Raw genomic sequence first — 24,173 nt, 5'->3', positions numbered from 1 at the left:
GCTCTCTCCTTCTTCGGGCCTCACAACATGACCCGTACCTGATTGATCTTGTTCAGGCGGAGGAACATCTGCGCCGAGCCAGTCCCCATCAGGACCGTGATGTAGGCTCGACCGTTCTCCACCTTGTGCAGCACACCCTGGTAATAGGCACCATCGAACGTGATGAACTGCAGGCGCTTGCCGGTGTACTGGGCAAGGCTTTCAACGCTAACGAACTCATATTGCTGCGTTCTGGCCTGCGACTCAACCGTTTCTTGGGCCGAAACCATTTGAAGATCGCTTTCCGGCGTGATTTTTCTCTTCAGTGGATCGACCCAGGCGAACCCCAGCGGGGAAACCGCTTGCTGGTTCACTAGGACGGTCGGATGCAGCATCTGGATCACATCCTTCGGCTCGAAAAATTGTAGCCCGTCCCACGCCATGCCTTCAGTGGGCGTCAACTCGACACGCAGCGAGCGCGGATCGTTCAGGTAGCGGCCGTAGGCGTCGAGTACCGGCTTGTCCAGCGCAATACGCTGCAGCCGCAGTGCCTTGTCGAATTGCTCCAGCGACAACGCCATATAAGCCTGCTGGTCGAGGCCGAGCTTGCCCCGGCAGAACTCGCTGACCCGACGCTGGTACTGGTTGTCGTTCATTTCCACGACGACCTGGGACACGCGCGGTGGATTCACGCGCATGTCGCCGGGGCGCTCCGAGACGTTCATCAACGTCATGCTGGTGTGCATGTCCAGCATGTCGCGCGTGTCGCTGCGCAGATCGAAGGTCAGCTTCTGCGCGCCCGGTTGCAGGCGGTAGGAGAACTCGATGTCCGACTGCAGGGTGCGATACCCCATCTGCAGCAGTTCATCCACACCGATGTTGCGCACGTTGCCGCAAGCCACTTCGCTCAGCGCAGTGAAGGCGCTCTTTTCCGCCGGCTGTGCGTAGAGCGACTGCATGAACGGACCATGGATCTGCAGCTCCACGCCGCTCAGGTCAACGGACATCTGCTCCGGCAGCTTGCCGTCGGCCAGGCGCTCCTTGAAGCTGAGCAGTTCGCGCAGGCCATTGAACTTGAGCTGGGCATGGGCAACCTTGAGGCTGTCCCGCGCCATGGGCACGTTGATCACCACGTTCTGCAAGCCGACGCGACCGTCGAACGAGGAGGAAATCCCGCCATAGGTGATTTCCATGAACGGCGATACGCGGGCGATGGCGTCATTCACCACGCTGCGGACCGACAGCCAGAGCGAGGCCTTGATGATCAGGGCCACCGCAACGACGGCCAGAAGGGACCACTTGATGATCTTCGACATGGAATGCACATCCTGGATTGTGCGGGGGCGGGGCGTAGGGATACTGGCAGCTTAACAGTACACCTGGCGCCCCTCCACGAGAGGCGTCTGAAAATGCGTGCATAGCGCACAGAAATGGACGGAAATTCATGGCACAGCGCTGACTCACCAGTCAGTCAAATCGCTTTACGCCCAAGGTCCACGTCAGTATGTTCTGGCCCACTTCCAACCCAGGATTTTCTGCCATGAGTGACCTGATCAGCTACCAATTCGAAGACGGCATCGCCACCCTGACCCTGAACAACGGCAAGGTGAACGCGATCTCCCCGGCGGTCATCGACGCGTTCAACCAGGCGCTGGATCAGGCTGAGAAAGACCGCGCGATCGTCATCGTGACCGGCCAGCCGGGCATCCTCTCCGGCGGCTACGACCTCAAGGTGATGACTTCCGGGCCGGAAAACGCAGTGAAGCTGGTCGCTGCCGGTTCCACGCTGGCGCGCCGCATGCTCGCGCACCCGTTCCCGATCATCGTCGCCTGCACCGGCCACGCGGTGGCCAAGGGTGCCTTCATCCTGCTCTCGGCAGACTACCGTATCGGCGTCGACGGCCCGTTCCAGATCGGCCTGAACGAAGTGGCCATCGGCATGACCATGCACCACGTCGGTATCGAACTCGCCCGTGATCGCCTGCGCCGCTCCGCCTTCACCCGCTCGGTGGTGAATGCCGAGATGTTCAACCCGCGCGACGCCGTGGATGCTGGCTTTCTCGACAAGGTGGTGCCGGCCGAACAGCTGCTGGCCGCCGCCCAGGAAGCCGCCCAGCACCTGAAGAAACTGAACATGACCGCCCACCGCAATACCAAGCTGAAGGTGCGCAAGCAGTTGCTGGAAACCCTCGACAAGTCCATCGAGCTGGACAAACAGCACCTGGCCTGATCGCCCAGGCATAAAAAAGCCCGGCTCATGCCGGGCTTTTTCATGCCACCACTATTACCTATAAGGCAACACTGATTAAGCCTGTTTGCTATTTTTCAAAAATTATTACGCATTAACCTATAGATGAACCCAAACAAACCAACCGAGGTGTTCATCATGAAACTCAACATCATCGCCGCCAGCGTCCTGGCCGCCGCTACCGCCTTTGCCGCTCAAGCCAGCTTCGCCGAAGAGTCCTCGCTGATGCAGGACCGCATGGTTCACATGACCCAGGCTGCCATCCAGCAGCAGCAATCCGAGCAGTCCGCCAGCCAGGTGAACGTCGAAGCCGCCGCCAAGCAGGGCTGAAACCTTCACACCCCAGCAGCCGCCTGCAGCAGGTGACGTCATGCAGTCGAGCCCGAAGCGAAAAGCCCGGCCTGAAGCCGGGCTTTTCAGGGGCGCCAGCGTAACCTCAGCTCAGCTTCTCTGCTGCCGCAACACCCCGCCGGTAGGTCTCGTAGACCACCACCGGGATATCCAGGTCGCCCAAGTACCGCTCCACCAACGGCTTGACCTCTTTCCAGTCCAGCCCACCGACCCCGGTCGCCAGGCAGGGCAACGCCAGGCTTGCGACGTGCTCGCTTTGCACGTACTTCGCCAATTCCTTCAGACAGTGGCTGACGTTCTCCAGGGCCGCTCCGGCCGGTTTCGCCCCACGCCCCTCCCCCTGCATGCCCTGCGTGAGCAGGTTGGCGATGCAACGGGTAGCGCCATCGGCGTCGACACCCGACCAGATCCAGATTGCACCCGGCTTCGGCGCATGCGAGTGCGAAGCATGACGGTAGTCACGCACCATCGACGGCCAGCGTTCGCGCAGGTCCAGCGCCAGCCCGCTGTCGAAATGGTCCTGCGGGGCGATGCCGTGCGCGATGACCTGGGCCTTGCTCAGCAGAATGTCGCCTTCAACGTATCGAATCATGGGGGGTTCCTTGCGTCCGGGAAGTCCTTGGCGGCCTCGCGCCACCAACTGATTTCCACGTTACGCCGGGTGGACTCCCTCTCCTTGACGAGGGTCAAGCAGCCATGAAGCCCGCCACAGTCCCGGAAACCTCCGACAGCGCTCTGCTGACATCACCCTTGCGCCTGGTTTCCGTGCCACCCGCATCTATCAATTTGCCTGATATCCAGAACCATTCGGTATCGTTATTCAATCGAATCGACCACAGCAACACTAGGCCATCGCTCCCCCCTACCCAGGTCGCCAGCATGAATCGCCAAGCCCACCGCTACGCTCGCAACGGCGCCCTCGCTGCCCTGGGGCTCTACACCATCGTGATTCTCGTGGTCACCGCCCTGGCCGCCGGCTTCGATGGCGCGCGCCGTGCCCCCGTGGATGACGTCGACCGCACCAGCCTGTTCCAGCGCTTCAACCAGGCGCTGCCAGTCGCGCTGCAAGGCCTCCAGGACTCCCTCGCCCCTCACTCCTGACCCCGCCGGCTGGCGCGTCGCGCCAGGCTGTCCAACACTGAACGCAGCCAGACATCACGCCAATTCCAGCTGCAGGGTGGGCATCGCCATGGGCCGAGTCATTGCTTCCGCCGTCTATAGCAAGGGCTACAAGGTCTCCGACATTGCGCTGGAGGATGGCTACCGCTGGGCATGCCAGCCCGACCACTTCGTCTGGACCGGCCTGCAGGAACCGACCCCCGAGGAAATGGCCAACCTGCAGCGGCAATTCAACCTGCACGAACTGGCCGTCGCCGACGCGCTGGAAAAGCACAGCCGACCGAAGCTGGAAACCTTCGGCGACGCGCTATTCATCGTCGTCTATTCACCGATCCGCGCCGATAGCCGGCTGATGTTCGTGGAGACCCATCTGTTCGCCGGCATCGGCTACATCATCAGCGCGCGCCACGGTTTTTCCCAGTCCTACGCCCAAGTCCGACAGCGCTGCGAGGCACGGCCGCTGCTGCTGGCCCATGGCACCGACTTCGTGCTCTACGCCCTGCTGGACTTCGTGATGAGCAACTACGAACCGGTGGTGGAGGCGATCCGCGAAGAGATCGAGGAGGTTGAGCAGCAGGTGCTGCGCAAATCGCTGACCCAGGAGCAGATCGAAAAGATCTACGGCCTGCGCCGCGAGGTGCTCAAACTCAAGCACTACGCCGCGCCCATGGTGGAGATCTGCCAGGAGCTGCAACGCCTGGACTTCCCCTTCATCGACAAGCAGATGCGCCCCTACTTCCGCGATGTGGCGATCCACGTCAACCGCCTGCTGGAAGACCTCACCACCCTGCGCGACGTGGCCACCCAGACCATCGAGGTCGGGCTGGCGCTGGAGTCTTCACGACAGAGCGTGGTGCAACGCAAGTTCGCCGCCTGGGCGGCCATTCTCGCCTTCCCCACCGCCGTGGCCGGCATCTACGGGATGAACTTCGAGTACATCCCGGAATTGCGCTGGCACTACGGCTATTTCCTGATCATGGGGTTGCTGGCGCTGGGGTGCGTCGGGCTGTACATCAGCTTCAAGCAGGCGGATTGGTTGTGATCCGTGCACGCCGGAAGGCAATCGCGGACGGAGTCCGCTCCTACGCTCGCCGGCCAGCGTAGGAGCGGACTCCGTCCGCGATCGGGTCCAATTCGCACAATCTTCATCAAAGACCGCCGCCCCACGCACACAAATGAAAACGCCGCTCAAGGGAGCGGCGTTTTCATTCAGCACAACAGCGATCAGGCGGCGCTTTTCTTCGCGTCACGGCCTTGCTGGACGAAGCGCATCATCCACTCGCCCACCACGGCGCCCTGGTGCGGGCGCGCGAGGCTGTCGATACCGGACTGGAATACCGGCTCACTGAAGATGTGCTTGCGCAGTTCCAGGATCGCCTGGGAATAGTCGCTCTGGAACTCCGGATGGCCCTGGAAGCACAGCACCTGGTCGCCGATGGCGTAGGCGGCGTTCGGGCAGAAATCACTGGAAGCGATGCGGCGCGCGCCGTGCGGCAGCTCGGTAACCTGGTCCTGGTGGCTGACCAGCAGGGTCAGGCCGTCACCCAGTGACGGGCTCATCCATTCCGACTGCTCTTCGACGCGATAGTCGTGGATACCCACGCCCCAGCCCTGACCGGCGCGCTCGGCCTTGCCGCCGAGCACCAGCGCCAGCAACTGGTGACCGAAGCAAACGCCCAGCAGCTTGTCGCCGCGCTGGTAGAGCTTGAGCACGTAGTCCTTGAGGGTCTGGATCCAGGGATCAGTGCCGAAGGAGTCCGCCTTGCTGCCGGTCACCAGGTACGCGTCGAACTTCTCATCGTCGGGCGGGTAATGCCCTTCCACCACGTTGTAGACCTTGAACTCGGCCGGAACGGGTTGCTTGGCGAACAGTTGCTGGAACATCCAGCCATAGCCCTTGTACTGGTCGATGAGTTCGGGGCGGAGGATGTCGGTTTCCAGAATGCAGATGTGCAACGACATGCAGGGGTGATTCCTGGGGGGTTAGCGGCTGATAAGGATGGTTTTCCTGACACTGATGAAACGCGCGTGAAAATTACGCCCTATTTTTTCACCGCACAAGATGCCGAGGCCGATTCTTGTGCAGGAATTTCAGGGGAAATACCGGAAAAACCGACTTCCTTCAATTGCATCGGCGCACAGGGGTGACGGCCGGTTGGCAAGGATTCAGTCCAGTGACCACTCGCGCAGGATCGAGTTCGCGTCCAGCACCTGCGCATATTCGCCTTGCAAGTTGGCCAGGGACATGGCGTGAACCTCCTCCGCACCACGCAGCACGCCGTTGAAATCGCGCTTTTCGAAGGCGAAGCAGGCGTCCGCCACCACCCGCGTGACGAAGCCCAGGTTGCCCGCCGTGCGTGCCGTGGCTTCCACCGAGTTGTTGGTGCTGACGCCGCAGATCACCACCGACTCGATGCCGCGCACCCGCAGCCAGCGCTCCAGGGCGCTGTTGATGAACGCGTCGGGGACGTTCTTCTCCACCACGTGCTCGTGGCCCAGCGGCGCCAGCTCTGGCTGGAATTCCGCGCCGGGCTGGCCCAGCCAGAACGGCGACCCCGGCGTACGCGAGATGTGCCGTACGTGCACCACTGGCCAGCCGGCCTTGCGCCAGGCCGCCAGCAGCTCGCCGATGCGCTGCTCGGCCTGCGGGTTGTTGCGCGGTTCGGGGGTGGTGCGCATGCCCATTTGCTGGTCGATGATCAACAGTGCGGGAGCGGTCATCGGTGCGGTCCTGATGGGTGGGAAGGCGTCATCCTAAGGTTTGCGCAGACAAGAAAAAACCGGCCACGCGGGCCGGTTTTTAGAGAGCGGTTGAAAATCCGTGCCAGTCGATTGCCCTCACCCCAGCCCTCTCCCAGAGGGAGAGGGAGAGGGAGAGGGAGCGGATCGTGCCGGCTGATGCCTCGGTTTCACCCTGCGCCGAACGGGCCCCTCTCCCTCAGGAGCGGGGCGCGTAGCCAGGGTTAGGGTTAGGGGCTCTCGAAGGAGCCGACTCAGAAGCTTTCGCCCCGCGCGGCCTTCTCCAGCAACAGCGCCGGCGGCAGGAAGCGTTCGCCATACTGCTCGGCCAAGTACTGGGCACGGGCGACGAAGTCCTTCAGGCCGTATTGGTTGATGAACTGCAGCGCGCCGCCACTCCAGGCCGCGAAGCCGATGCCGAAGATCGAGCCGATGTTGGCGTCGGCGGTGGAGGTCAGCACGCCCTCCTCCACGCAGCGCACCGTCTCGATGGCCTGGATGAAGAGGATGCGATCACGCACGTCTTCCGGCGAGATCTGCGCATCTGCCTTCTCGAAGCGCTGCTTCAGCTCCGGCCACAGGTGCTTCTTGCCGTTGGCGGGATAGTCGTAGAAACCGGCGCCGGCGGCTTTGCCCGGACGCTTGTACTCGTTGACCATCAGGTCCACCACGGCGAAGGCCGGGTGCTTGGGCAATTGCTTGCCTTCGGCCTCCAGGTCCTTGCGGGTCTGCTCGCGGATGTGAGTCATCAGGCTCATCGACACTTCATCGCTGATCGCCAGCGGCCCCACCGGCATGCCGGCCTGGCGCGCCTGGTTCTCGATCATCGCCGCCGATACACCTTCGCCGAGCATGGCCAGGCCTTCATTGGTGAAGGTGCCGAACACGCGGGAGGTGAAGAAGCCACGGCTGTCGTGGACGACGATCGGGGTCTTCTTGATCTGCAGGACGTAGTCGAAGGCGCGGGCCAGGGTGGCGTCGTCGGTCTTCTCGCCACGGATGATCTCCACCAGCGGCATCTTGTCCACCGGGCTGAAGAAGTGCAGGCCGATGAACTTCTGCGGCTGCGCCACCGCCTGGGCCAGGCCGGTGATCGGCAGGGTCGAGGTGTTGGAGGCGATCACTGCATCCGGCAACGCGGCGGATTCGGCGGCGGCGCTGACCTTGGCCTTCAGGCCGCGGTCCTCGAACACGGCTTCGATGATCAGGTCGCAACCTTCGAAATCCGCGTCACTGGCGGTCGGCTTGATCCGCGCGAGGAAGGCGTCGCGTTTCTCGGCAGTCATCTGGCCCTTGCCGACTTTCTTGTCCAACAGGCCGGCGGAGTAAGCCTTGCCCTTTTCCGCCGCTTCGATGGACACGTCCTTGAGCACTACCTCGATGCCGGCAGCAGCCGAGACGTAGGCGATGCCCGCGCCCATCATGCCGGCGCCAACGACGCCGACCTTCTTCGTCTGCTGCGGCGGGATGCCCTGCGGGCGGGACTTGCCGGCGTTGATCTCGTTGAGCTGGAACCAGAAGGTGCCGATCATGTTCTTCGCCACCTGGCCGGTGGTCAGCTCGGTGAAGTAGCGCGCCTCGATCAGCTGCGCGGTATCGAAGTCCACCTGGGCGCCTTCAACGGCGGCGCACATGATCTTCTCCGGCGCCGGGAAGCAGCCCTTGGTCTTGTCGCGCAGCACGGACGGTGCGATGGCGAGCATCTGCGCCACGGCCGGGCTGGACGGCGTGCCGCCGGGGATCTTGTAGCCGGCGCTGTCCCACGGCTGCTTGGCGGCCGGGTTGGCGGCGATCCATTCGCGGGCCTTGGCCAGCATGTCTTCGCGGCTGGAGGCCAGCTGGTGAATCAGGCCGGCCTTGAGCGCCTGGTCCGGGCGCACTTTCTTGCCTTCGACCAGGTACGGCAGGGCTTTCTCCAGACCCAGCAGGCGCACCATGCGCACTACCCCGCCGCCGCCAGGCAGCAGGCCCAGGGTGACTTCCGGCAGGCCGAGTTGGACGTGGCTTTCGTCCAGGGCGATACGGTGGTGGCAGGCCAGGCAGATTTCCCAGCCGCCGCCCAGGGCTGCGCCGTTGATGGCGGCAACTACCGGCTTGCCGAGGGTTTCCAGGCGCCGCAGCTGGCCCTTGAGCACCAGGATGCCTTCGTAGAAGGCTTGGGCGTCGGCCTTGGTGACCTTGATCAGTTCATTCAGGTCGCCACCGGCGAAGAAGGTCTTCTTCGCCGAGGTGATCACCACGCCGGCAATCGAGTCCTTCTCGGCTTCCAGGCGCGCGACGGTGGCGGCCATGGCCTCGCGGTACACACCGTTCATGGTGTTGGCGCTCTGGCCAGGCATGTCCATGGTCAGGACGACGATGTTGTCCTGGCCTTTCTCATAACGGATGGCGTCAGTCATTTTTGTTTTCTTCCCATGCTGGGGGATCGCTTCAGGGGCGTCACGAGCGAAGGTCAGGCAAGGCGGAAATTCCTCGGGAAGCGGCGTTGGCTGTAGCCAATGAGCATTCCCGGAGAATTTCCAACGCAGCTTGGCCGAGCGCAGTAGCCCATGATCGATCCTTAAATTCGTTCGATAATCGTCGCGATACCCATGCCGCCGCCCACGCAGAGGGTGGCCAGGCCGTAGCGCAGGTTGCGCCGCTCCAGTTCATCCAGCAGGGTGCCAAGGATCATGCAGCCGGTGGCGCCCAGCGGGTGGCCCATGGCGATGGAGCCGCCGTTGACGTTGACCTTGCTCTCGGGCACGCCCATGTCCTTCATGAACTTCATCACCACCGAGGCGAAGGCTTCGTTGACCTCGTAGAGATCGATGTCCTCGGCCTTCAGGCCGGCCTTGGCCAGCGCCTTGCGGGTGGCCGGCGCGGGGCCGGTGAGCATGATGGTCGGGTCGGTGCTGGTCACCGCGGTGGCGACGATGCGGCCACGGGCCTTCAGGCCCAGCTCGCGGCCCTTGGCTTCGGAGCCGATGAGCATGGCGGTGGCGCCGTCGACGATGCCGGAGCTGTTGCCCGGCGTATGCACGTGCTCGATGCGCTCGACGAAGCTGTACTTGCGCAGCGCGCTGGCGTCGAAGCCCATCTGCCCCATCATCTCGAAGCTGGGCTTGAGCGCGCCGAGGCCTTCGAGGGTGGAGTCGGCGCGGATGAACTCGTCATGGTCGAGCAGGACGATGCCGTTCTGGTCGGTGACCGGCACCAGGGATTTGGCGAACAGCCCTTCGGCGCGGGCCTTGGCGGCCTTCTGCTGGGAGCGCAGGGCGAAGGCGTCGACGTCGGCGCGGCTGAAGCCTTCCAGGGTGGCGATCAGGTCGGCGCCGATGCCCTGGGGTACGAAACTGGTGTGCAGGTTGGTCTCCGGGTCCAGCGCCCAGGCGCCGCCATCGGAACCCATGGGCACGCGGGACATGGATTCCACGCCGCCGACCACCACCAGGTCCTCGAAGCCCGAGCGCACTTTCATGGCGCCCAGGTTGACCGCTTCCAGGCCCGAGGCGCAGAAGCGGTTGATCTGCACGCCGGCGACCTGCTCGTCCCAGTCGGCCACCAGCGCGGCGGTCTTGGCGATGTCGGAGCCCTGGTCGCCCACCGGGGTCACGCAGCCCAGGACGATATCGTCGACCTGGGCGGTGTCGAGTTGGTTACGCTGCTGCAGCGCGCGCAGCACGCCGGCCATCAGGTTCACCGGCTTGACGCTGTGCAGCGCGCCGTCCTTCTTGCCTTTGCCGCGGGGAGTACGCACCGCGTCGTAAATGAATGCTTCGGTCATGGCGTTCTCTCTTAGAGTTGTCGTCACGCAGGCGTGGCGTGTCGGCCTACCTTAGCGGCGTAACGGCCAGGGGCAATGACCGCAGCGCTCAGCGCAATTGACCGCCACGCTCAGCGACCGACCGGAGGCGATCAGGCCGAAGGCTCTGGAAAGGGATTGTCGGCGGGAGCGGACGAGCGGTCGAAAAGCTGAACGGCGTTGTCACGCCCCAGTCATATAGAGGGAATATGCCTGAAGCTGCATCACTTGCTGCGAGATGGTCTAAGCCCACGCGGCACTAGGCTTAGACTCAATTCTGCAGATGATGCGAAAAGTGCCGTTGCCGGGCTTGCCGGGGCGGTTCGAAAAACCAGAAGCCAAGGTACGCGCTCCACTATCGACAGGCCGTGAGTGAGCCGTGCCAAGAACAAGAAAGGCGGAAGGACATCATGGACAAACAATCGAGAAAATGGCGTCAGGCAAGCCTGATCGTCTTCGCAACCACCGTTGTTCTGATCATTCCCAATCTGAGTCGTCTGGTCGGCTAGGGCCAACACCCGGCTTCCCCGCTGCTGCGCACCGCGTGCCGCCATCCGCGAGCCACGGTCAACGCAGCGCGGGAGCCACCTACCTCCTGCAGTGCCCACACCTCTGCTAATGTTCCGCGGCCCACTCGCCCACCGGAACCCGCCATGCGCCCACTGCTGCTGACGCTGCTCCTGCTCTGCCCCACCGCTTTCGCCGCGACGCTCACGCTGGAGCTGCCTGACGGCAAGCATGACTTCAGCACTGAACAGTTGCTGGCCAACCCCAAGGCGCAGGACATCGAGATTCCCGCCGACGTCTCCTACAACCGCGCCATGCACTACCGCGCGGTACCCCTGGCTGTGCTGCTGGACAGCGTGAAGCCCGGCGATCACCTGCAGGCCGTGGCGCTCGATGGGTTCGCCGCCGAGTTGCCGGCGGCGCCGCTGCTGGAGGACAAAGGCTCACGCGCCTGGCTGGCCATTGAGCAGTCGGACAAGCCCTGGCCGAAGCTGGGCGACGGCAAGCCATCCGCCGGGCCGTTCTATCTGGTCTGGACCGATCCCAAAGCCGCCGGCATCGGCCCGGAGCAATGGCCGTTCCAGGTTGCCACTATTCGTTACCTGAAACCGCTGGCTGAGCGTTTCCCGGCGTTGTTGCCAGCGAAGAATGCGTCGAAGCAGGTTCAGGATGGGTTCGCCCAGTTCCAGAAGAACTGCCTGGCCTGTCATCGCCTGAACGGTGCGGGGGATTCGCAGTTCGGGCCGGACCTGAATATTCCGCACAATCCGACGGAGTATTTCGCCGCGGGATATCTCAAGCAGTACATCCGCGATCCGCAGAGCCTGCGGCACTGGCCGGAGGCGCGGATGAAGGGGTTTGCGGCGGATGTGATCAGCGACAAAGAGCTGGATGAGATCGTGGCTTACCTGAAGCACATGGCGGGGCGGAAGTCTAAAGCCGGAGGCTGATCGGAAGGGCTTGCCCCGTAGGAGCGGATCTTATCCGCGAAATCCCGGCGCAGCCGGGACAGTGGTCTAGCTCAGCGCGTCGATCTGCCGGCGGGCATCGCGGATAAGATCCGCTCCTAACAAAAGAGCGAAACTCCAAGCTCCCCGCTCCCCTGTAGGAGCGGAGCTTCTCCGCGAAATCCCGGCGCAGCCGGGACACTGGTCTGGCTCAGCGCGCCGAGCTGCCGGCGGGCATCGCGGATAAGATCCGCTCCTACAAAGAGCGAAGCTCCAAGCTCCCCGCTCCCCTGTAGGAGCGGAGCTTCTCCGCGAAATCCCGGCGTAGCCGGGACAGTGGTCTGGATCAGCGCACCGATCTGCCGGCAAGCATCGCGGATAAGATCCGCTCCTACAAAGAGCGAAACTCCAAGCTTCCGGCTCCCCTGTAGGAGCGGAGCTTCTCCGCGAAATCCCGGCGTAGCCGGGACAGTGGTCTGGATCGGCGCGCCGAGCTGCCGGCGGGCATCGCGGATAAGATCCGCTCCTACAAAGAGCGAAAACCCAAGCTCCCAGCTCCCCTGTAGGAGCGGAGCTTCTCCGCGAACCCGCCCCGCAGCGAAACGTCAGTGCCAGTAATCCTCCGGCGGCGCTGGCAGTTCGCCGAGCAGCTGCCGCAGCCCCGCGCCCCACTGCCCGCGAATGCCCTCGAAGTACGCATCGCCTTCCTGGATGCGGTACCCCGCCGGGACCTCCAGGCTGCCTTCGCGGTACACCAGCAGATCCAGCGGCATGCCCACCGACAGGTTGCTGCGGATGGTCGAGTCGAAGCTGATCAGCGCGCAGCGCAGCGCCTGCTCCAGCGGCGTCGCGTAGCTCATGGCGCGGTCGATGATCGGCTTGCCGTACTTGCTCTCGCCGATCTGGAAATACGGCGTGTCGCGGGTCGATTCGATGAAGTTGCCCTGCGGGTAGACGTTGAACAGGCGCGGCACCTCGGTGCCGATCTGCCCGCCAACGAGGAACGAACTGCCCAGGTCGACGCCCTGGTTCTGGCCGATGTTCTCGTCGTGGTCGACCACCTCGCGCAGCGTCGACCCCACCAGCCGGGCCGCTTCGAACAGGTTCTCGACGTTCCCCAGGTTAGGTTCGTCGCTGCCCATGCGCTGCCGCAGCACGCTGATCACAGACTGCGAGGTGGCCAGGTTGCCGGCGGTCTGCACCACGATCAGACGCTCGCCGGGTGTGCCGAAGATATGCAGCTTGCGGAACACGGCGATGTTGTCGACGCCGGCGTTGGTGCGCGAATCAGAAACGAAGACCAGGCCCTGGGCGAGGTTCATGGCGACGCAATAGGTCATGACGTTCTCATGGCAGGTTCAGGGAGCGGGAAGCTGGCACCGATCTTAAGCCGGTGCCCGGCCTTTCGCCACGCCCGCTCACTGCTGCATCTGCTGGGCCTGCTGCAGATGCCCCGGCGCCACGGTGACGCGGGCATGCATCTGCTCGCCGCCGCCGCCCCGGCGCATGCCGCGCACCGGGCAGGCGTCGAGGTAGTCCAGGCCCACCGCCAGTTTCAGGTGGCGTTCGGGGCGATCCAGCACGTTGGTCACGTCGAAGCTGTACCAGGCGTTATCCAACCACGCCTCGGCCCAGGCATGGCTGGCCAGATGCTCCTCGACATCGGTGTAGAGGTAGCCGGAGACGTAGCGCGCCGGCACCCCGAGGTAGCGCAGACAGGCAACGAAGGCGTGGGCATGGTCCTGGCAGACGCCCTGCCCCGCGGCAAAGGCTTCGGCGGCGGTGCTGTCCACCTGGGTCGAACCGGGCACATAGGCGATGCGCTCGTTCAGCGCCTGCATCAGGCGGATCATCGCCTTGCGGTCGCGGCGCTCGGCGCACTGGGCGCGGGCAAACTCCTGCAGCGCGCCGTCGGCCAGGGTCAGGCGGGTGCTGCGCAGGAACGGCAGCGGCGACAGGTGATCGTGCTCGCACTCGTTCTGCACGTCGATTTCGACGTTGCCATGAGCGGCGATGGCGATGGCCTCGTGGGGCTCGTCGAGGGTCAGCACATGAAGGATGTTGCCGTAGGCATCGCGCTGCGGATGCGCCGGGCGCGGCAGATGCAGCTGCCAGTCGAGCACGTGCTGGCGCTCGCTTTCCTGCGGGGTGAGGCGCAGGTACTGGATGCTCGCGCGCACCTGGTCTTCGTAGCGGTAGGTGGTGTCGTGGCGGATGGAGAGTTTCATGCGGCCTCCAGGTACGAGCTGTGAATGGCGTTGGCGAGCTGGCGCACCAGCCCGATGTGGTCGGTGATCCAGGTGTGCAGGCCGGCGCCGAGCACCTCGTCGATGCCGGTGTAGCGCACCCGGGCTTCGAGTTCGGCGGCCATGCGCTGGGCCGGGCGGCCGTTGGCGCCCGGCAGGCTGGCGAGGATCTGGCGTAGCTCCTCGGCACAGGCCAGCAGCGAGCGCGGGACGTCCTCGCGCAGCAGCAGGAGTTCGGCGATGTTCCGCGCGTTCAGCGCATCGCGATAAAGCTCCGTGTAGCCCTCGAAGGCCGAGAGCGCGCGCAACAGTGCCGTCCACTGGTAGTAGCCACGGGCGGAACCTTCCGCCGGGCCGGCGCTATGCTCGCCCAGCACCTGATGCCGCGCATCGAGCAGGCGCAAGGTGTTGTCGGCGCGCTCGATGTAGGTGCCCAAGCGGATGAAGTGGAAGGCGTCGTTGCGCATGCTGGTGCCGAAGGTGGCGCCGCGGAACAGGTGGGAACGATCCTTCACCCACTCGCAGAAATGGCTGATGCCATAGCGCAGCAGGCCCTGGTGGGCGATGTCGCGCATCTCCAGCCAGGTGGCGTTGATGTTCTCCCACATGTCGGTGGTGATGCGCCCACGCACCGCGTGCGCCCCGGCGCGGGCGGCGCCGAAGCAGGAATAGATGCTGGTGGGGTTCTGCGCATCCAGGGCGAAGAAGTTCAGCAGGCGCTCGGCGTGCAGTTCGCCATGGCGAGCGAGATAGGCGTCGAGATTGCCGGTGATCAGCAGCGGCATGGCCAGTTCTTCCAGGCCATCGCCGCGACCGTCCTGCGGCATCAGCGACAACGAGTAGGAAACGTCGAGCATGCGCGCGAGGTTCTCGGCACGCTCCAGGTAGCGCGACATCCAGTAGAGATCGGAAGCGGTACGGCTCAGCATGATCAGTCCTCCACCACCCAGGTGTCCTTGGTACCGCCACCTTGTGACGAGTTGACGACCAGTGAACCTTCGCGCAACGCCACGCGGGTCAGCCCGCCGGGGACCAGGCGCACGTTGTCTGGCGCGGACAGCACGAAAGGCCGCAGGTCGATGTGGCGCGGGGCGATGCCGTTCTCGACAAAGGTCGGGCAGGTCGACAGGCTCAGCGTCGGCTGCGCGATGTAGGCCTCGGGGCGAGCCATCAGCCGCGCGCGGAAGGCTTCGATTTCCGCCGTGGTAGCCGCAGGGCCGACCAGCATGCCGTAGCCGCCGGAGCCCTGGGCTTCCTTCACCACGAGTTCAGGGAGGTGCGCCAGCACGTGGGACAGGTCCTGCGGACGGCGGCACTGCCAGGTCGGCACGTTGTGCAGGATCGGCTCCTGGTCGAGGTAGAAGCGGATCATCTCCGGCACGTAGGGGTAGACCGACTTGTCGTCGGCCACACCGGTGCCGATGGCATTAGCCAGCACCACGTTGCCGGCACGGTAGGCGGCCAGCAGGCCGGGCACGCCGAGCATGGAGTCAGGGTTGAAGGCCAGCGGATCGAGGAAGTCGTCGTCGATGCGCCGGTAGATCACGTCCACCTGCTGCGGCCCAGCGGTGGTACGCATGTAGACGCGCTCGTCGCGGACGAACAGGTCGGCGCCCTCCACCAGTTCCACGCCCATCTCGCGGGCCAGGAAGGCGTGCTCGAAGTAGGCGCTGTTGAAGCGACCCGGCGTCAGCACCACCACGCTGGGGTTATCCAGCGGGCTGGAGTTGCGCAGGGTGTCCAGCAGCAGGTTCGGGTAGTGGTCGATGGGCGCGATGCGCTGGGCGGAGAACAGCTCGGGGAACAGCCGCATCATCATCTTGCGGTTTTCCAGCATGTAGGAGACGCCGCTGGGGGTGCGCAGGTTATCCTCGAGCACGTAGTAGGCGCCGTTGCCGTCGCGCACCAGGTCGATGCCGGCGATATGCGCGTAGACATTGCCGGGCACGTCCAGGCCCTGCATCGCCAGTTGGTACTGGTCGTTGGCCAGGACCTGCTCGGGCGGGATAAGGCCTTCCTTGAGGATGCGCTGGTCGTGGTAGAGGTCGGCGAGAAACAGGTTGAGCGCCTGTACGCGCTGGATGCAGCCGGCCTCGATGGTCCGCCACTCGCTGGCGGGGATGCTGCGCGGGATGGTGTCGAAGGGGATCAGGCGCTCGGTGCCCTGGTCGTCGCCATAGAGAGTGAAGGTGATGCCTGCGCGGTAGAACAGCAGGTCGGCCTCGCGACGGCGCTGTTGCAGCTGCTCGCCGGGCATGTCCGCCAGCCAGCGGGAAAATTCTGTGTAGTGCGGTCGGCAGGCGCCAGCGGCGTCATGCATTTCGTCATAGAACACCCGAGCCATCTTCTACTCCTTGTTGCCGCTCGTCCTCGGCTGGGAAGGCCATCGCAAGGCCCGTGCCAGAGGTCGATTTCCTGTTGGTTCAATGACTTGCAAAGGCTGCCGGTACGCCTCGCACCAGCTCGGTGCGCTTTTGTCGGCCGTTGGCCCCGGCCCGCCCCGTTTGGGGCCGCGAGCGCCAGATGACGGGGCTTTGCGGGGCGCCGGGGGCTTTCTTGTCAGCCCCTGGGGCCGGAACTACGCTGCAAGAGCGTGCCCATTCGCTATGGACATGCAGCGGTCAACGGAGGTGCCATTTTTCTGCGCGCTGGTTCCGCAGTGGCTCCCACAACGAAGAACAACAGGAGTCCGTCCATGTCATCAGTGCAAATGTTTTCAGCGAAAGTCGCGGCGCTGGCCTTTGCCGGCGTCAGCCTGCTTTCAAGTGGCTCGTTGCAGGCCGCCGAGGCGCTCAAGCAACTCGGCCAGCCAGAGGGCGCCCTCGACATCATTGCCTGGCCCGGCTACGTCGAACGCGGCGAAAGCGACAAGAACTACGACTGGGTCAGCCAGTTCGAGAAGGACAGCGGCTGCAAGGTCAACGTGAAGACCGCCGCCACTTCCGACGAGATGGTCAGCCTGATGGCCAAGGGCGGCTACGACCTGGTCACCGCCTCCGGCGACGCATCGCTACGGCTGGTCTACGGCAAGCGCGTGCAGCCGATCAACATCGCCCTGGTGCCCAACTGGAAAAACGTCGACAAGCGCCTGCAGGACGCGCCCTGGCACACGGTGGACGGCAAGCACTACGGCACGCCGTACCAGTGGGGGCCGAACGTATTGATGTACAACACCAAGGTCTTCCCCAAGGCACCGGATAGCTGGAGCGTGGTGTTCACCGAGCAGAAGCTGCCCGACGGCAAGAGCAACAAGGGCCGTGTGCAGGCCTACGACGGGCCGATCTACATCGCCGACGCGGCGCTCTACCTGAAGGCCACCCAGCCCGCGCTGGGCATCCAGGACCCGTACGAGCTCAACGAAGAACAGTACGCCGCCGCCCTCAAGCTGCTGCGCGAACAGCAGAAGCTGATCCACCGCTACTGGCACGACGCGACGGTGCAGATGAGCGACTTCAAGAACGAAGGCGTCGCCGCCTCCGGTTCCTGGCCCTACCAGGTGAACGCGCTGCAGGGCGAGAAGCAGCCGATCGCCTCGACCATCCCCGGCGAAGGCGTCACCGGCTGGGCCGACACCACCATGATGCACGTCGACGCCAAGCACCCGGTGTGCGCCTACAAGTGGCTGAACTGGTCGCTGGAGCCCAAGGTGCAGGGTGACGTCGCCGCCTGGTTCGGCTCGGTGCCCGCCTCGCCCGACGGTTGCACCGGCAGCCAATTGCTGGGTGCCCAGGGTTGCGCCACCAACGGCTACGACCAGTTCGACCGTATTGCCTTCTGGAAGACGCCGCAGGCCAAGTGCGCTCAGGGACAGTGCGTGCCGTATAGCCGCTGGACGCAGGACTACATTGCGATCATGGGTGGGAGGTGATGCCCCTGCTGGATCAAAAGCCCCTCACCCTAACCCTCTCCCGCACGCGGGAGAGGGGACCGTTCGGTGCAGGATGAAACCTTGCCATCAGCCGGCACGAACGGCTCCCTCTCCCCAAGGGAGAGGGCTGGGGTGAGGGGATGCGTTGGCGCAGGACCTGTCCATAAAACTGTCGCTGGTACAAATGCCCCACCTCGCCGGCAAGTCGGCAAGCACCCCCGCCCCCATGCGCTACCTTTTCTGATGCAGCCCCCGCCACGCAGGTAGCCCGCAGCATGACCACAGCCGTCCAGTTCACCGACGTGAGCCGTCACTATGGCGAGGTGCGCGCCGTCGACCGCGTGTCCATCGAGATCCGCGACGGCGAGTTCTTCTCCATGCTCGGCCCGTCCGGCTCGGGCAAGACCACCTGCCTGCGGCTGATCGCCGGCTTCGAGCAGCCCACCTCCGGCTCCATCCGCATCCATGGCGTGGAAGCGGCGGGCCTGCCGCCCTACGAGCGCGACGTGAACACGGTGTTCCAGGACTACGCACTGTTCCCGCACATGAACGTGCTGGATAACGTCGCCTACAGCCTGAAGGTGAAAGGCGTGGCGAAGACCGAACGCTACCACCGCGCCGAGGAAGCCCTGGGCATGGTCGCCCTGGCCGGCTACGGCAAGCGCAAGCCCGCGCAGCTTTCCGGCGGTCAGCGCCAGCGCGTGGCCCTGGCCCGAGCGCTGGTCAACCGCCCACGCGTGTTGCTGCTGGACGAACCCCTGGGCGCGCTGGACCTGAAATTGCGCGAGCAGATGCAGGTGGAGCTGAAGAAACTTCAGCGCCAGCTCGGCATCACCTTCATCTTCGTCACCCACGACCAGAGCGAAGCGCTGTCCATGTCCGACCGCGTAGCCGTGTTCAACAAGGGCCGCATCGAGCAGGTCGACACCCCGGGCAACCTCTACCGTCGCCCCGCCACGCGCTTCGTTGCCGAGTTCGTCGGCACTGCCAACGTGCTGCGCGGCGACCTCGCCCAGCGCCTGCTCGGCGAGGCGCGCCCGCACTCGCTGCGCCCGGAGCACGTACGCTTCGGCCGCGCCGGCGAAGGCGAGCTGGAAGTCAGCGGCACGCTGTTCGACGTGCAATACATGGGCGCCAGCAGCCGCTACGAGATCGAACTGGAAAACGGCGTGCGCTTGGTCGCCGCCCTGCCCAACGGCGAACGCGAGGAGCGGCGGCCAAAACCGGGCGACGCGGTAACCGCCTGCTGGGCGCGCAGCGCGCTGGTGCCGCTGCTGGAAGAGCCGCCGTCATGAGGGCGATCTCCAGCTTCCTCTACCGGCGCAGCACGCTCTACCTGTTGATGCTGCTGATCCCGCCGCTGCTGTGGTTCGGGGTGATCTACATCGGCTCGCTGTTCGCCCTGCTCTGGCAGAGCTTCTACACCTTCGACGACTTCACCATGGCGGTGACGCCGGAGCTGACCCTGGCCAACTACAAGGCCCTGTTCAACCCGGCCAACTACGACATCGTCCTGCGCACCTTCAGCATGGCCATCGCCGTGTCGGTCGCCAGCGCCATCCTCGCCTTCCCCATCGCCTACTACATGGCGCGCTACGCCGGGCCCAAGGAAAAAGCCTTCTTCTACATCGCCGTGATGCTGCCGATGTGGGCCAGTTACATCGTCAAGGCCTACGCCTGGACGGTGATCCTGGCCAAGGGCGGCATCCTCTACTGGGTGATCGAACACCTGCACCTGCTCGGCCTGCTGAACCTGCTGCTGGAGGTGCCCGGCGTGGGCGGCAACACCCTGTCCACGTCGCACTTGGGGCGTTTCTGGGTGTTCACCTACGTCTGGCTGCCGTTCATGATCCTGCCGATCCAGGCCGCCCTGGAGCGCCTGCCGCCCACGCTGCTGCAGGCTTCGGCGGACCTCGGCGCACGCCCGCGACAGACCTTCTTCCAGGTCATCCTGCCGCTGGCCTTTCCCGGCGTGGTGGCCGGCTCGATCTTCACCTTCAGCCTCACCCTGGGCGACTTCATCATCCCGCAGCTGGTGGGCCCCAGCGGGCTGTTCATCGGCACCATGGTCTATGTGCAGCAGGGCGCGGTGGGCAACATGCCGCTGGCGGCAGCCTTCACCCTGGTGCCCATCGTGCTGATCGCCGTGTACCTGTCCATCGCCAAACGGCTGGGGGCCTTCGATGCGCTCTGACGCACATTCCACCGACCGCCCCTCCTGGTTCCTGCGCCTGGCCGCCTGGGGCGGGCTGGTGTTCCTGCACTTTCCGATCCTGGTGATCCTGCTCTACGCGTTCAACACCGAGGAATCGGCCTACAGCTTCCCGCTGCAGGGCTTCACCCTGAAGTGGTTCAGCATCGCCTTCCAGCGCGGCGACGTACTCGATTCCATCTGGCTGTCGGTGAAGATCGCCTGCGTCGCGACGCTGATCGCCATGGTCCTCGGCACCCTGGCCGCCGGCGCGCTCTATCGCCGCGATTTCTTCGGCAAGGAAAGCATCTCGCTGATGCTGATCCTGCCCATCGCCCTGCCCGGCATCATCACCGGTATCGCCCTGCTCTCGGCGTTCAAGACGCTGGGGATCGAGCCCGGCTTCCTGACCATCGTCATCGGCCACGCCACCTTCTGCGTGGTGATCGTCTACAACAATGTGATCGCGCGCTTCCGCCGCACCTCCTTCAGCCTGATCGAGGCGAGCATGGACCTGGGCGCTGACGGCTGGCAGACCTTCCGCTACATCATTCTGCCGAACATCGCCACGGCGCTGCTGGCCGGCGGCATGCTGGCCTTCGCGCTGTCGTTCGACGAGATCATCGTTACCACCTTCACCGCCGGCCACGAGCGCACCCTGCCGCTGTGGCTGCTCAACCAGCTCACGCGCCCGCGCGATGTGCCGATCACCAATGTGGTGGCCATGCTGGTGATGCTCGCCACCATGCTGCCGATTCTCGGCGCGTACTACCTGACGCGCGGGACAAGTGATGTGGCGGGGAGTGGCAAGTGATTTTCGGCGCATTACCAAGCGCCCTCACCCCAGCCCTCTCCCTCCGGGAGAGGGCTGGGGTGAGGGGAAACCCTTTGAAGGAGGAGCCCCCGTGCAAACCAAACTCCTGATCAACGGCCAGTTCGTCGCCGGCGAAGGCGTGAAGCTGGACGTCCTGAACCCCTCCACCGGCGAAGTGATCGGCCAAGTCGCCGAAGCCAGCGAAGCCCAGGTCGACACCGCCGTACGCGCCGCCAACGCCGCTTTCGACAACTGGTCACAGACCACACCGAAGGACCGCGCGCTTCTGCTGCTGCGCTTGGCCGACCGCATCGAGGAACACGCCGAGGAACTGGCCCACCTGGAATCGGACAACTGCGGCAAGCCCTACGCCGCCGCGCTGAACGACGAGATTCCAGCCATTGCCGATGTGTTCCGCTTCTTCGCCGGTGCTTGCCGCGTGCTGCCCGGCTCCGCCGCCGGCGAGTACCTGCCCGGCTTCACCTCGATGATCCGCCGCGACCCGGTGGGCGTGGTCGCCTCCATCGCGCCGTGGAACTACCCGCTGATGATGGCTGCCTGGAAACTTGGTCCGGCACTGGCGGCCGGCAACTGCGTGGTGCTCAAGCCGTCGGAGCAGACGCCGCTGACCGCGCTGCGCGTTGCCGAATTCATTACCGAGCTGTTCCCCGCCGGCGTGGTCAACCTGGTCTTCGGCCGCGGCCCGACCGTGGGTGCGCCGCTGGTCAGCCACGACCTGGTGCGCATGGTCTCGCTGACCGGCTCGGTGGGCACCGGCAAGGCCATCATCAAGAGCGCCGCCGACAGCGTGAAGCGCCTGCACATGGAGCTGGGCGGCAAGGCCCCGGTGATCGTCTTCGACGATGCCGACCTGGAGGATGTGATCGCCGGCATCCGCACCTTCGGCTTCTACAACGCGGGGCAGGACTGCACCGCCGCGTGCCGTATCTATGCCGGCAAGAAGGTCTACGACAACTTCGTCGCCGATCTGGCCAGCGCGGTATCCAGCCTCAAGACCGGGCTGCAGAACGATCCGAATACCGAACTCGGGCCGCTGATCACCGCCGCCCAGCGCGACAGCGTTTCCGGCTTCGTCGAACGGGCCAAGGCCAGCCCGCACATCCAGATCGCCACCGGCGGTAAGATGGTCAGCGGCAAGGGCTTCTTCTACGAACCCACGGTGGTGGCCAACGCCCAGCAGGACGACGAGATCGTCCGTCGCGAGGTGTTCGGCCCGGTGGTGTCGGTGACGCCGTTCAGCGATGCGGACGAGGCGGTGCGCTGGGCGAACGATTCCGACTACGGCCTCGCCTCGTCGGTGTGGACGAAGGATGTGGGCCGCGCCTCACGGGTCGCGGCGCGCCTGCAGTACGGCTGCACGTGGGTGAACACCCATTTCATGCTGTGCAGCGAAATGCCCCATGGCGGCTTCAAGCAGTCCGGTTACGGCAAGGATCTGTCGATGTATGGCCTGGAGGACTACACCGTGGCGCGGCACATCATGTTCAAGCATTGAATCGCGCGGGAGCCAGCTTCACGTCCTGTCAGAGCAGCTGTCTTTTCCGGAAAGCCCGTGCCAAAGCTTTCCCCTCACCCCAGCCCTCTCCCAGAGGGAGAGGGAGCCGTCCGTGCCAGCGGATGCCGCGGTTTCATCCTGCACCGAACGGCCCCTCTACCCTTGGGAGAGGGAGTCATCCGGGTCGGCTGACGCGAAGGTTTCATCCTGCACCGAACGGCCCCTCTACCCTTGGGAGAGGGAGTCATCCGTGTCGGCTGACGCGAAGGTTTCATCCTGCACCGAACGGTCCCCTCTCCCCTTGGGAGAGGGAGTCATCCGTGTCGGCTGACGCGAAGGGTTCATCCTGCACCGAACGGTCCCCTCTCCCCTTGGGAGAGGGAGTCATCCGTGTCGGCTGACGCGAAGGTTTCATCCTGCACCGAACGGCCCTCCTCCCCTTGGGAGAGGGAGTCATACGTGCCGGCTGACGCGAAGGGTTCATCCTGCACCGAACGGTCCCCTCTCCCCTTGGGAGAGGGTTAGGGTGAGGGGCTCTTGATCTTTGTAGGAGCGGACTCCGTCCGCGATGTCCCACCGCCGCCCCAAGATCGCCGGATCAGACCAACCCAGCCAGCTTCAACCAATGGCGGTAGAACCCTTCCGCCACCTGGTTCATCGCCGCGACCCGCTGCGGCAAGCCGTCGAGCATCACCTCGGCGCTCTCCTGGCTCGGCTGGCTGGGATCGAGGTATTCCGGGAAGCCGTTGACCCAGCCGCTGACCAGTTCCTCGGTCATCTCCGGATGCCCCTGCAGGCCGAGAATGCGCTCGCCGTAACTGAACCCCTGGTTCTCGCACCACGGGCTGGACAGCAGACGGGTGGCCCCTTCGGGGATATCGAAGGTGTCGCCATGCCACTGGTAGATCGGGAATTCCTCGGGCAGGTGCGCCAGCCACGGGCTCTGCCCTTCCTGGCGGCGCATCGGCTGCCAGCCCAGCTCGGTGTACGGCAGGCGATGGATCTGCGCGCCCAGCGCCTTGGCCAGCAACTGGCCGCCCAGGCAGTGGCCGATCATCGGTACGTCGCGCTCGATGAAGCGGCGGATCGCCGCGATCTCGTCGCGCAGCCATTGCAGGTCGTCGTTCACGCTCATCGGCCCGCCCATGATGGCGACGGCCTTGGGCCGCTCCAGGTCGTAGCCTTCCAGCTCGCCCAGGTCGGCACGGCGCACGTCGAACGGCAGTTGCAGGCGGTCGAGTACCGCGCCCAGATGGCCGGGCGGGCAGAAATCGACATGGGTCAGGATCAGGATATCGGTCATGGTCACCTCCGCGCGGCAGTCTGCCGCATCGGGGGCGTCGATGAAACCTGGCGTATCCGCAAGGTCGTCGTTGCACGACTGCCCTTCCCCGCACGAAGAAGCGCGCCGCCATGGCTGGCGACGGCGCACTTCCGGTTTTTGCGGGTAGAAGATCGGCCGCGCGAAGGCGGCCCAACGACGTGTTGCGATCAGCGCAGGGAAGTGACCTCCTGGGTCACGCCCCAACCATCGAGAATACCGCCCAGTGGCACCACGACTTCCTCCAGGTCGTGCTCGAAATCACCGATGGCGGCGTGGGTAGCGAACATCACCTTGCTGATCTGCAGGCTCCAGCCGCCGTCATCGCGGGCTTCGACCTGGGTTCTCAGCGATTCTCCGCGAAACTGCCGGGCAGCTTTGCGGGCGTTCTGTTCATCGGAAAAGATGGCGAAAAAGTCGATGGGATGAATGCGAGCGAAATCGAAGCCACCTTCCTTCATCCGGCGCAACACGTTGACGCTGATATCCTCCGAGAGGGGCTTTTCCATGGTATGCACCTCCTGTCGAGACGTTCAGAGTGTA

General features: G+C 64.6%; 22 protein-coding genes. 10 read left to right on the top strand and 12 right to left on the bottom strand.

The window, feature by feature from the left end; all coding sequences use genetic code 11:
* Positions 1-20 precede the first annotated feature (20 nt).
* The gene (locus JVX91_RS15490; RefSeq protein WP_205335091.1) at positions 21-1,295 is read right to left on the bottom strand and encodes a hypothetical protein; all 1,275 of its coding nucleotides are present in this window, start codon (positions 1,293-1,295) and stop codon (positions 21-23) included.
* A 224-nt stretch (positions 1,296-1,519) separates the two neighbouring features.
* Here JVX91_RS15490 and JVX91_RS15485 point away from each other — a divergent pair, with 224 nt between their 5' ends.
* Positions 1,520-2,209: a crotonase/enoyl-CoA hydratase family protein gene (locus JVX91_RS15485; RefSeq protein WP_205335090.1), complete on the top strand. Its 690-nt coding sequence runs from the start codon at positions 1,520-1,522 to the stop codon at positions 2,207-2,209.
* Between the two features lie 156 nt (positions 2,210-2,365).
* Positions 2,366-2,557 (top strand): hypothetical protein, encoded by a 192-nt coding sequence (locus JVX91_RS15480; protein ID WP_205335089.1) that lies wholly within the window; start codon positions 2,366-2,368, stop codon positions 2,555-2,557.
* 106 nt (positions 2,558-2,663) lie between these two features.
* Here the strand turns inward: JVX91_RS15480 and JVX91_RS15475 are convergent, their stop codons facing one another.
* Positions 2,664-3,170: a macro domain-containing protein gene (locus tag JVX91_RS15475; RefSeq protein ID WP_205335088.1), complete on the bottom strand. Its 507-nt coding sequence runs from the start codon at positions 3,168-3,170 to the stop codon at positions 2,664-2,666.
* 287 nt (positions 3,171-3,457) lie between these two features.
* On the opposite strand from JVX91_RS15475, the gene JVX91_RS15470 reads away from it, so the two are divergent.
* Together JVX91_RS15470 and JVX91_RS15465 are read left to right on the top strand one after the other, a co-directional pair.
* A complete protein-coding gene (locus JVX91_RS15470; protein WP_205335087.1) occupies positions 3,458-3,679 on the top strand; it encodes a hypothetical protein in 222 nt (73 codons plus the stop codon).
* Between the two features lie 88 nt (positions 3,680-3,767).
* Positions 3,768-4,739: a magnesium and cobalt transport protein CorA gene (locus tag JVX91_RS15465; protein ID WP_205335086.1), complete on the top strand. Its 972-nt coding sequence runs from the start codon at positions 3,768-3,770 to the stop codon at positions 4,737-4,739.
* A 182-nt stretch (positions 4,740-4,921) separates the two neighbouring features.
* Here JVX91_RS15465 and JVX91_RS15460 read toward each other — a convergent pair whose 3' ends face one another.
* The 4 genes from JVX91_RS15460 to JVX91_RS15445 form a co-directional block, all read right to left on the bottom strand.
* A complete protein-coding gene (locus tag JVX91_RS15460; protein ID WP_205335085.1) occupies positions 4,922-5,659 on the bottom strand; it encodes an amidotransferase in 738 nt (245 codons plus the stop codon).
* Between the two features lie 204 nt (positions 5,660-5,863).
* A complete protein-coding gene (locus tag JVX91_RS15455) occupies positions 5,864-6,418 on the bottom strand; it encodes a cysteine hydrolase family protein (RefSeq protein ID WP_205335084.1) in 555 nt (184 codons plus the stop codon).
* 272 nt (positions 6,419-6,690) lie between these two features.
* A complete protein-coding gene (locus tag JVX91_RS15450; protein ID WP_205335083.1) occupies positions 6,691-8,835 on the bottom strand; it encodes a 3-hydroxyacyl-CoA dehydrogenase NAD-binding domain-containing protein in 2,145 nt (714 codons plus the stop codon).
* A 161-nt stretch (positions 8,836-8,996) separates the two neighbouring features.
* A complete protein-coding gene (locus JVX91_RS15445; RefSeq protein ID WP_205335082.1) occupies positions 8,997-10,202 on the bottom strand; it encodes an acetyl-CoA C-acetyltransferase in 1,206 nt (401 codons plus the stop codon).
* A 671-nt stretch (positions 10,203-10,873) separates the two neighbouring features.
* On the opposite strand from JVX91_RS15445, the gene JVX91_RS15440 reads away from it, so the two are divergent.
* Positions 10,874-11,677 (top strand): cytochrome c, encoded by an 804-nt coding sequence (locus tag JVX91_RS15440; RefSeq protein WP_205335081.1) that lies wholly within the window; start codon positions 10,874-10,876, stop codon positions 11,675-11,677.
* A gap of 602 nt (positions 11,678-12,279) precedes the next feature.
* Here JVX91_RS15440 and JVX91_RS15435 read toward each other — a convergent pair.
* From JVX91_RS15435 to JVX91_RS15420, 4 genes are all read right to left on the bottom strand, one after another.
* A complete protein-coding gene (locus JVX91_RS15435) occupies positions 12,280-13,014 on the bottom strand; it encodes a proteasome-type protease (protein ID WP_205335080.1) in 735 nt (244 codons plus the stop codon).
* Positions 13,015-13,092: 78 nt separating this feature from the next.
* Positions 13,093-13,902, bottom strand: a complete 810-nt coding sequence (locus JVX91_RS15430; protein ID WP_205335079.1) for a transglutaminase family protein — start codon at positions 13,900-13,902, stop codon at positions 13,093-13,095.
* A complete protein-coding gene (locus tag JVX91_RS15425; RefSeq protein ID WP_065327624.1) occupies positions 13,899-14,849 on the bottom strand; it encodes an alpha-E domain-containing protein in 951 nt (316 codons plus the stop codon). The genes JVX91_RS15430 and JVX91_RS15425 overlap by 4 nt, the downstream gene beginning before the upstream one ends.
* Positions 14,850-14,851: 2 nt before the next feature.
* The gene (locus tag JVX91_RS15420) at positions 14,852-16,264 is read right to left on the bottom strand and encodes a circularly permuted type 2 ATP-grasp protein (protein ID WP_205335078.1); all 1,413 of its coding nucleotides are present in this window, start codon (positions 16,262-16,264) and stop codon (positions 14,852-14,854) included.
* A 366-nt stretch (positions 16,265-16,630) separates the two neighbouring features.
* Here JVX91_RS15420 and ydcS point away from each other — a divergent pair, with 366 nt between their 5' ends.
* The 5 genes from ydcS (at position 16,631) to JVX91_RS15395 (ending at position 22,309) form a co-directional block, all read left to right on the top strand.
* Entirely contained in the window at positions 16,631-17,788 is a 1,158-nt protein-coding gene (ydcS, locus tag JVX91_RS15415) for a putative ABC transporter substrate-binding protein YdcS (protein WP_205340020.1), read from the top strand.
* 275 nt (positions 17,789-18,063) lie between these two features.
* Positions 18,064-19,083 (top strand): ABC transporter ATP-binding protein, encoded by a 1,020-nt coding sequence (locus JVX91_RS15410; RefSeq protein ID WP_205335077.1) that lies wholly within the window; start codon positions 18,064-18,066, stop codon positions 19,081-19,083.
* Complete coding sequence (locus tag JVX91_RS15405) at positions 19,080-19,982, top strand: ABC transporter permease (protein ID WP_205335076.1); 903 nt, start codon at positions 19,080-19,082, stop codon at positions 19,980-19,982. Before JVX91_RS15410 ends, JVX91_RS15405 begins: the two co-directional genes overlap by 4 nt.
* Positions 19,972-20,793, top strand: a complete 822-nt coding sequence (locus JVX91_RS15400) for an ABC transporter permease (RefSeq protein WP_205335075.1) — start codon at positions 19,972-19,974, stop codon at positions 20,791-20,793. Before JVX91_RS15405 ends, JVX91_RS15400 begins: the two co-directional genes overlap by 11 nt.
* A 91-nt stretch (positions 20,794-20,884) precedes the next feature.
* Complete coding sequence (locus tag JVX91_RS15395) at positions 20,885-22,309, top strand: gamma-aminobutyraldehyde dehydrogenase (protein ID WP_205335074.1); 1,425 nt, start codon at positions 20,885-20,887, stop codon at positions 22,307-22,309.
* Between the two features lie 598 nt (positions 22,310-22,907).
* On the opposite strand, the gene JVX91_RS15390 is transcribed toward JVX91_RS15395, so the two are convergent.
* Positions 22,908-23,612 carry a type 1 glutamine amidotransferase gene (locus tag JVX91_RS15390; protein ID WP_205335073.1) on the bottom strand — a complete coding sequence of 235 codons (705 nt, stop codon included), beginning with the start codon at positions 23,610-23,612 and terminating at the stop codon, positions 22,908-22,910.
* Between the two features lie 188 nt (positions 23,613-23,800).
* Positions 23,801-24,139 (bottom strand): ribonuclease E inhibitor RraB, encoded by a 339-nt coding sequence (locus JVX91_RS15385; RefSeq protein WP_024765445.1) that lies wholly within the window; start codon positions 24,137-24,139, stop codon positions 23,801-23,803.
* Positions 24,140-24,173 lie beyond the last annotated feature (34 nt).

The organism is Pseudomonas sp. PDNC002 (genome assembly GCF_016919445.1).
Classification (GTDB): domain Bacteria; phylum Pseudomonadota; class Gammaproteobacteria; order Pseudomonadales; family Pseudomonadaceae; genus Pseudomonas.
This window is presented reverse-complemented; position numbering and strand designations above follow the sequence as displayed.

What these genes read in the sequence shown, in the direction of transcription:
- JVX91_RS15425 (WP_065327624.1), bottom strand. Translation starts at nt 14,849, where the DNA reads ATGCTGAGCCGTACCGCTTCCGATCTCTACTGGATGTCGCGCTACCTG.
- JVX91_RS15440 (WP_205335081.1), top strand. Translation starts at nt 10,874, where the DNA reads ATGCGCCCACTGCTGCTGACGCTGCTCCTGCTCTGCCCCACCGCTTTC.
- JVX91_RS15480 (WP_205335089.1), top strand. Translation starts at nt 2,366, where the DNA reads ATGAAACTCAACATCATCGCCGCCAGCGTCCTGGCCGCCGCTACCGCC.
- JVX91_RS15390 (WP_205335073.1), bottom strand. Translation starts at nt 23,612, where the DNA reads ATGACCGATATCCTGATCCTGACCCATGTCGATTTCTGCCCGCCCGGC.
- JVX91_RS15475 (WP_205335088.1), bottom strand. Translation starts at nt 3,170, where the DNA reads ATGATTCGATACGTTGAAGGCGACATTCTGCTGAGCAAGGCCCAGGTC.
- ydcS (WP_205340020.1), top strand. Translation starts at nt 16,631, where the DNA reads ATGTTTTCAGCGAAAGTCGCGGCGCTGGCCTTTGCCGGCGTCAGCCTG.
- JVX91_RS15430 (WP_205335079.1), bottom strand. Translation starts at nt 13,902, where the DNA reads ATGAAACTCTCCATCCGCCACGACACCACCTACCGCTACGAAGACCAG.
- JVX91_RS15420 (WP_205335078.1), bottom strand. Translation starts at nt 16,264, where the DNA reads ATGGCTCGGGTGTTCTATGACGAAATGCATGACGCCGCTGGCGCCTGC.
- JVX91_RS15490 (WP_205335091.1), bottom strand. Translation starts at nt 1,295, where the DNA reads ATGTCGAAGATCATCAAGTGGTCCCTTCTGGCCGTCGTTGCGGTGGCC.
- JVX91_RS15405 (WP_205335076.1), top strand. Translation starts at nt 19,080, where the DNA reads ATGAGGGCGATCTCCAGCTTCCTCTACCGGCGCAGCACGCTCTACCTG.
- JVX91_RS15385 (WP_024765445.1), bottom strand. Translation starts at nt 24,139, where the DNA reads ATGGAAAAGCCCCTCTCGGAGGATATCAGCGTCAACGTGTTGCGCCGG.
- JVX91_RS15400 (WP_205335075.1), top strand. Translation starts at nt 19,972, where the DNA reads ATGCGCTCTGACGCACATTCCACCGACCGCCCCTCCTGGTTCCTGCGC.
- JVX91_RS15450 (WP_205335083.1), bottom strand. Translation starts at nt 8,835, where the DNA reads ATGACTGACGCCATCCGTTATGAGAAAGGCCAGGACAACATCGTCGTC.
- JVX91_RS15445 (WP_205335082.1), bottom strand. Translation starts at nt 10,202, where the DNA reads ATGACCGAAGCATTCATTTACGACGCGGTGCGTACTCCCCGCGGCAAA.
- JVX91_RS15435 (WP_205335080.1), bottom strand. Translation starts at nt 13,014, where the DNA reads ATGACCTATTGCGTCGCCATGAACCTCGCCCAGGGCCTGGTCTTCGTT.
- JVX91_RS15410 (WP_205335077.1), top strand. Translation starts at nt 18,064, where the DNA reads ATGACCACAGCCGTCCAGTTCACCGACGTGAGCCGTCACTATGGCGAG.
- JVX91_RS15460 (WP_205335085.1), bottom strand. Translation starts at nt 5,659, where the DNA reads ATGTCGTTGCACATCTGCATTCTGGAAACCGACATCCTCCGCCCCGAA.
- JVX91_RS15455 (WP_205335084.1), bottom strand. Translation starts at nt 6,418, where the DNA reads ATGACCGCTCCCGCACTGTTGATCATCGACCAGCAAATGGGCATGCGC.
- JVX91_RS15470 (WP_205335087.1), top strand. Translation starts at nt 3,458, where the DNA reads ATGAATCGCCAAGCCCACCGCTACGCTCGCAACGGCGCCCTCGCTGCC.
- JVX91_RS15465 (WP_205335086.1), top strand. Translation starts at nt 3,768, where the DNA reads ATGGGCCGAGTCATTGCTTCCGCCGTCTATAGCAAGGGCTACAAGGTC.
- JVX91_RS15485 (WP_205335090.1), top strand. Translation starts at nt 1,520, where the DNA reads ATGAGTGACCTGATCAGCTACCAATTCGAAGACGGCATCGCCACCCTG.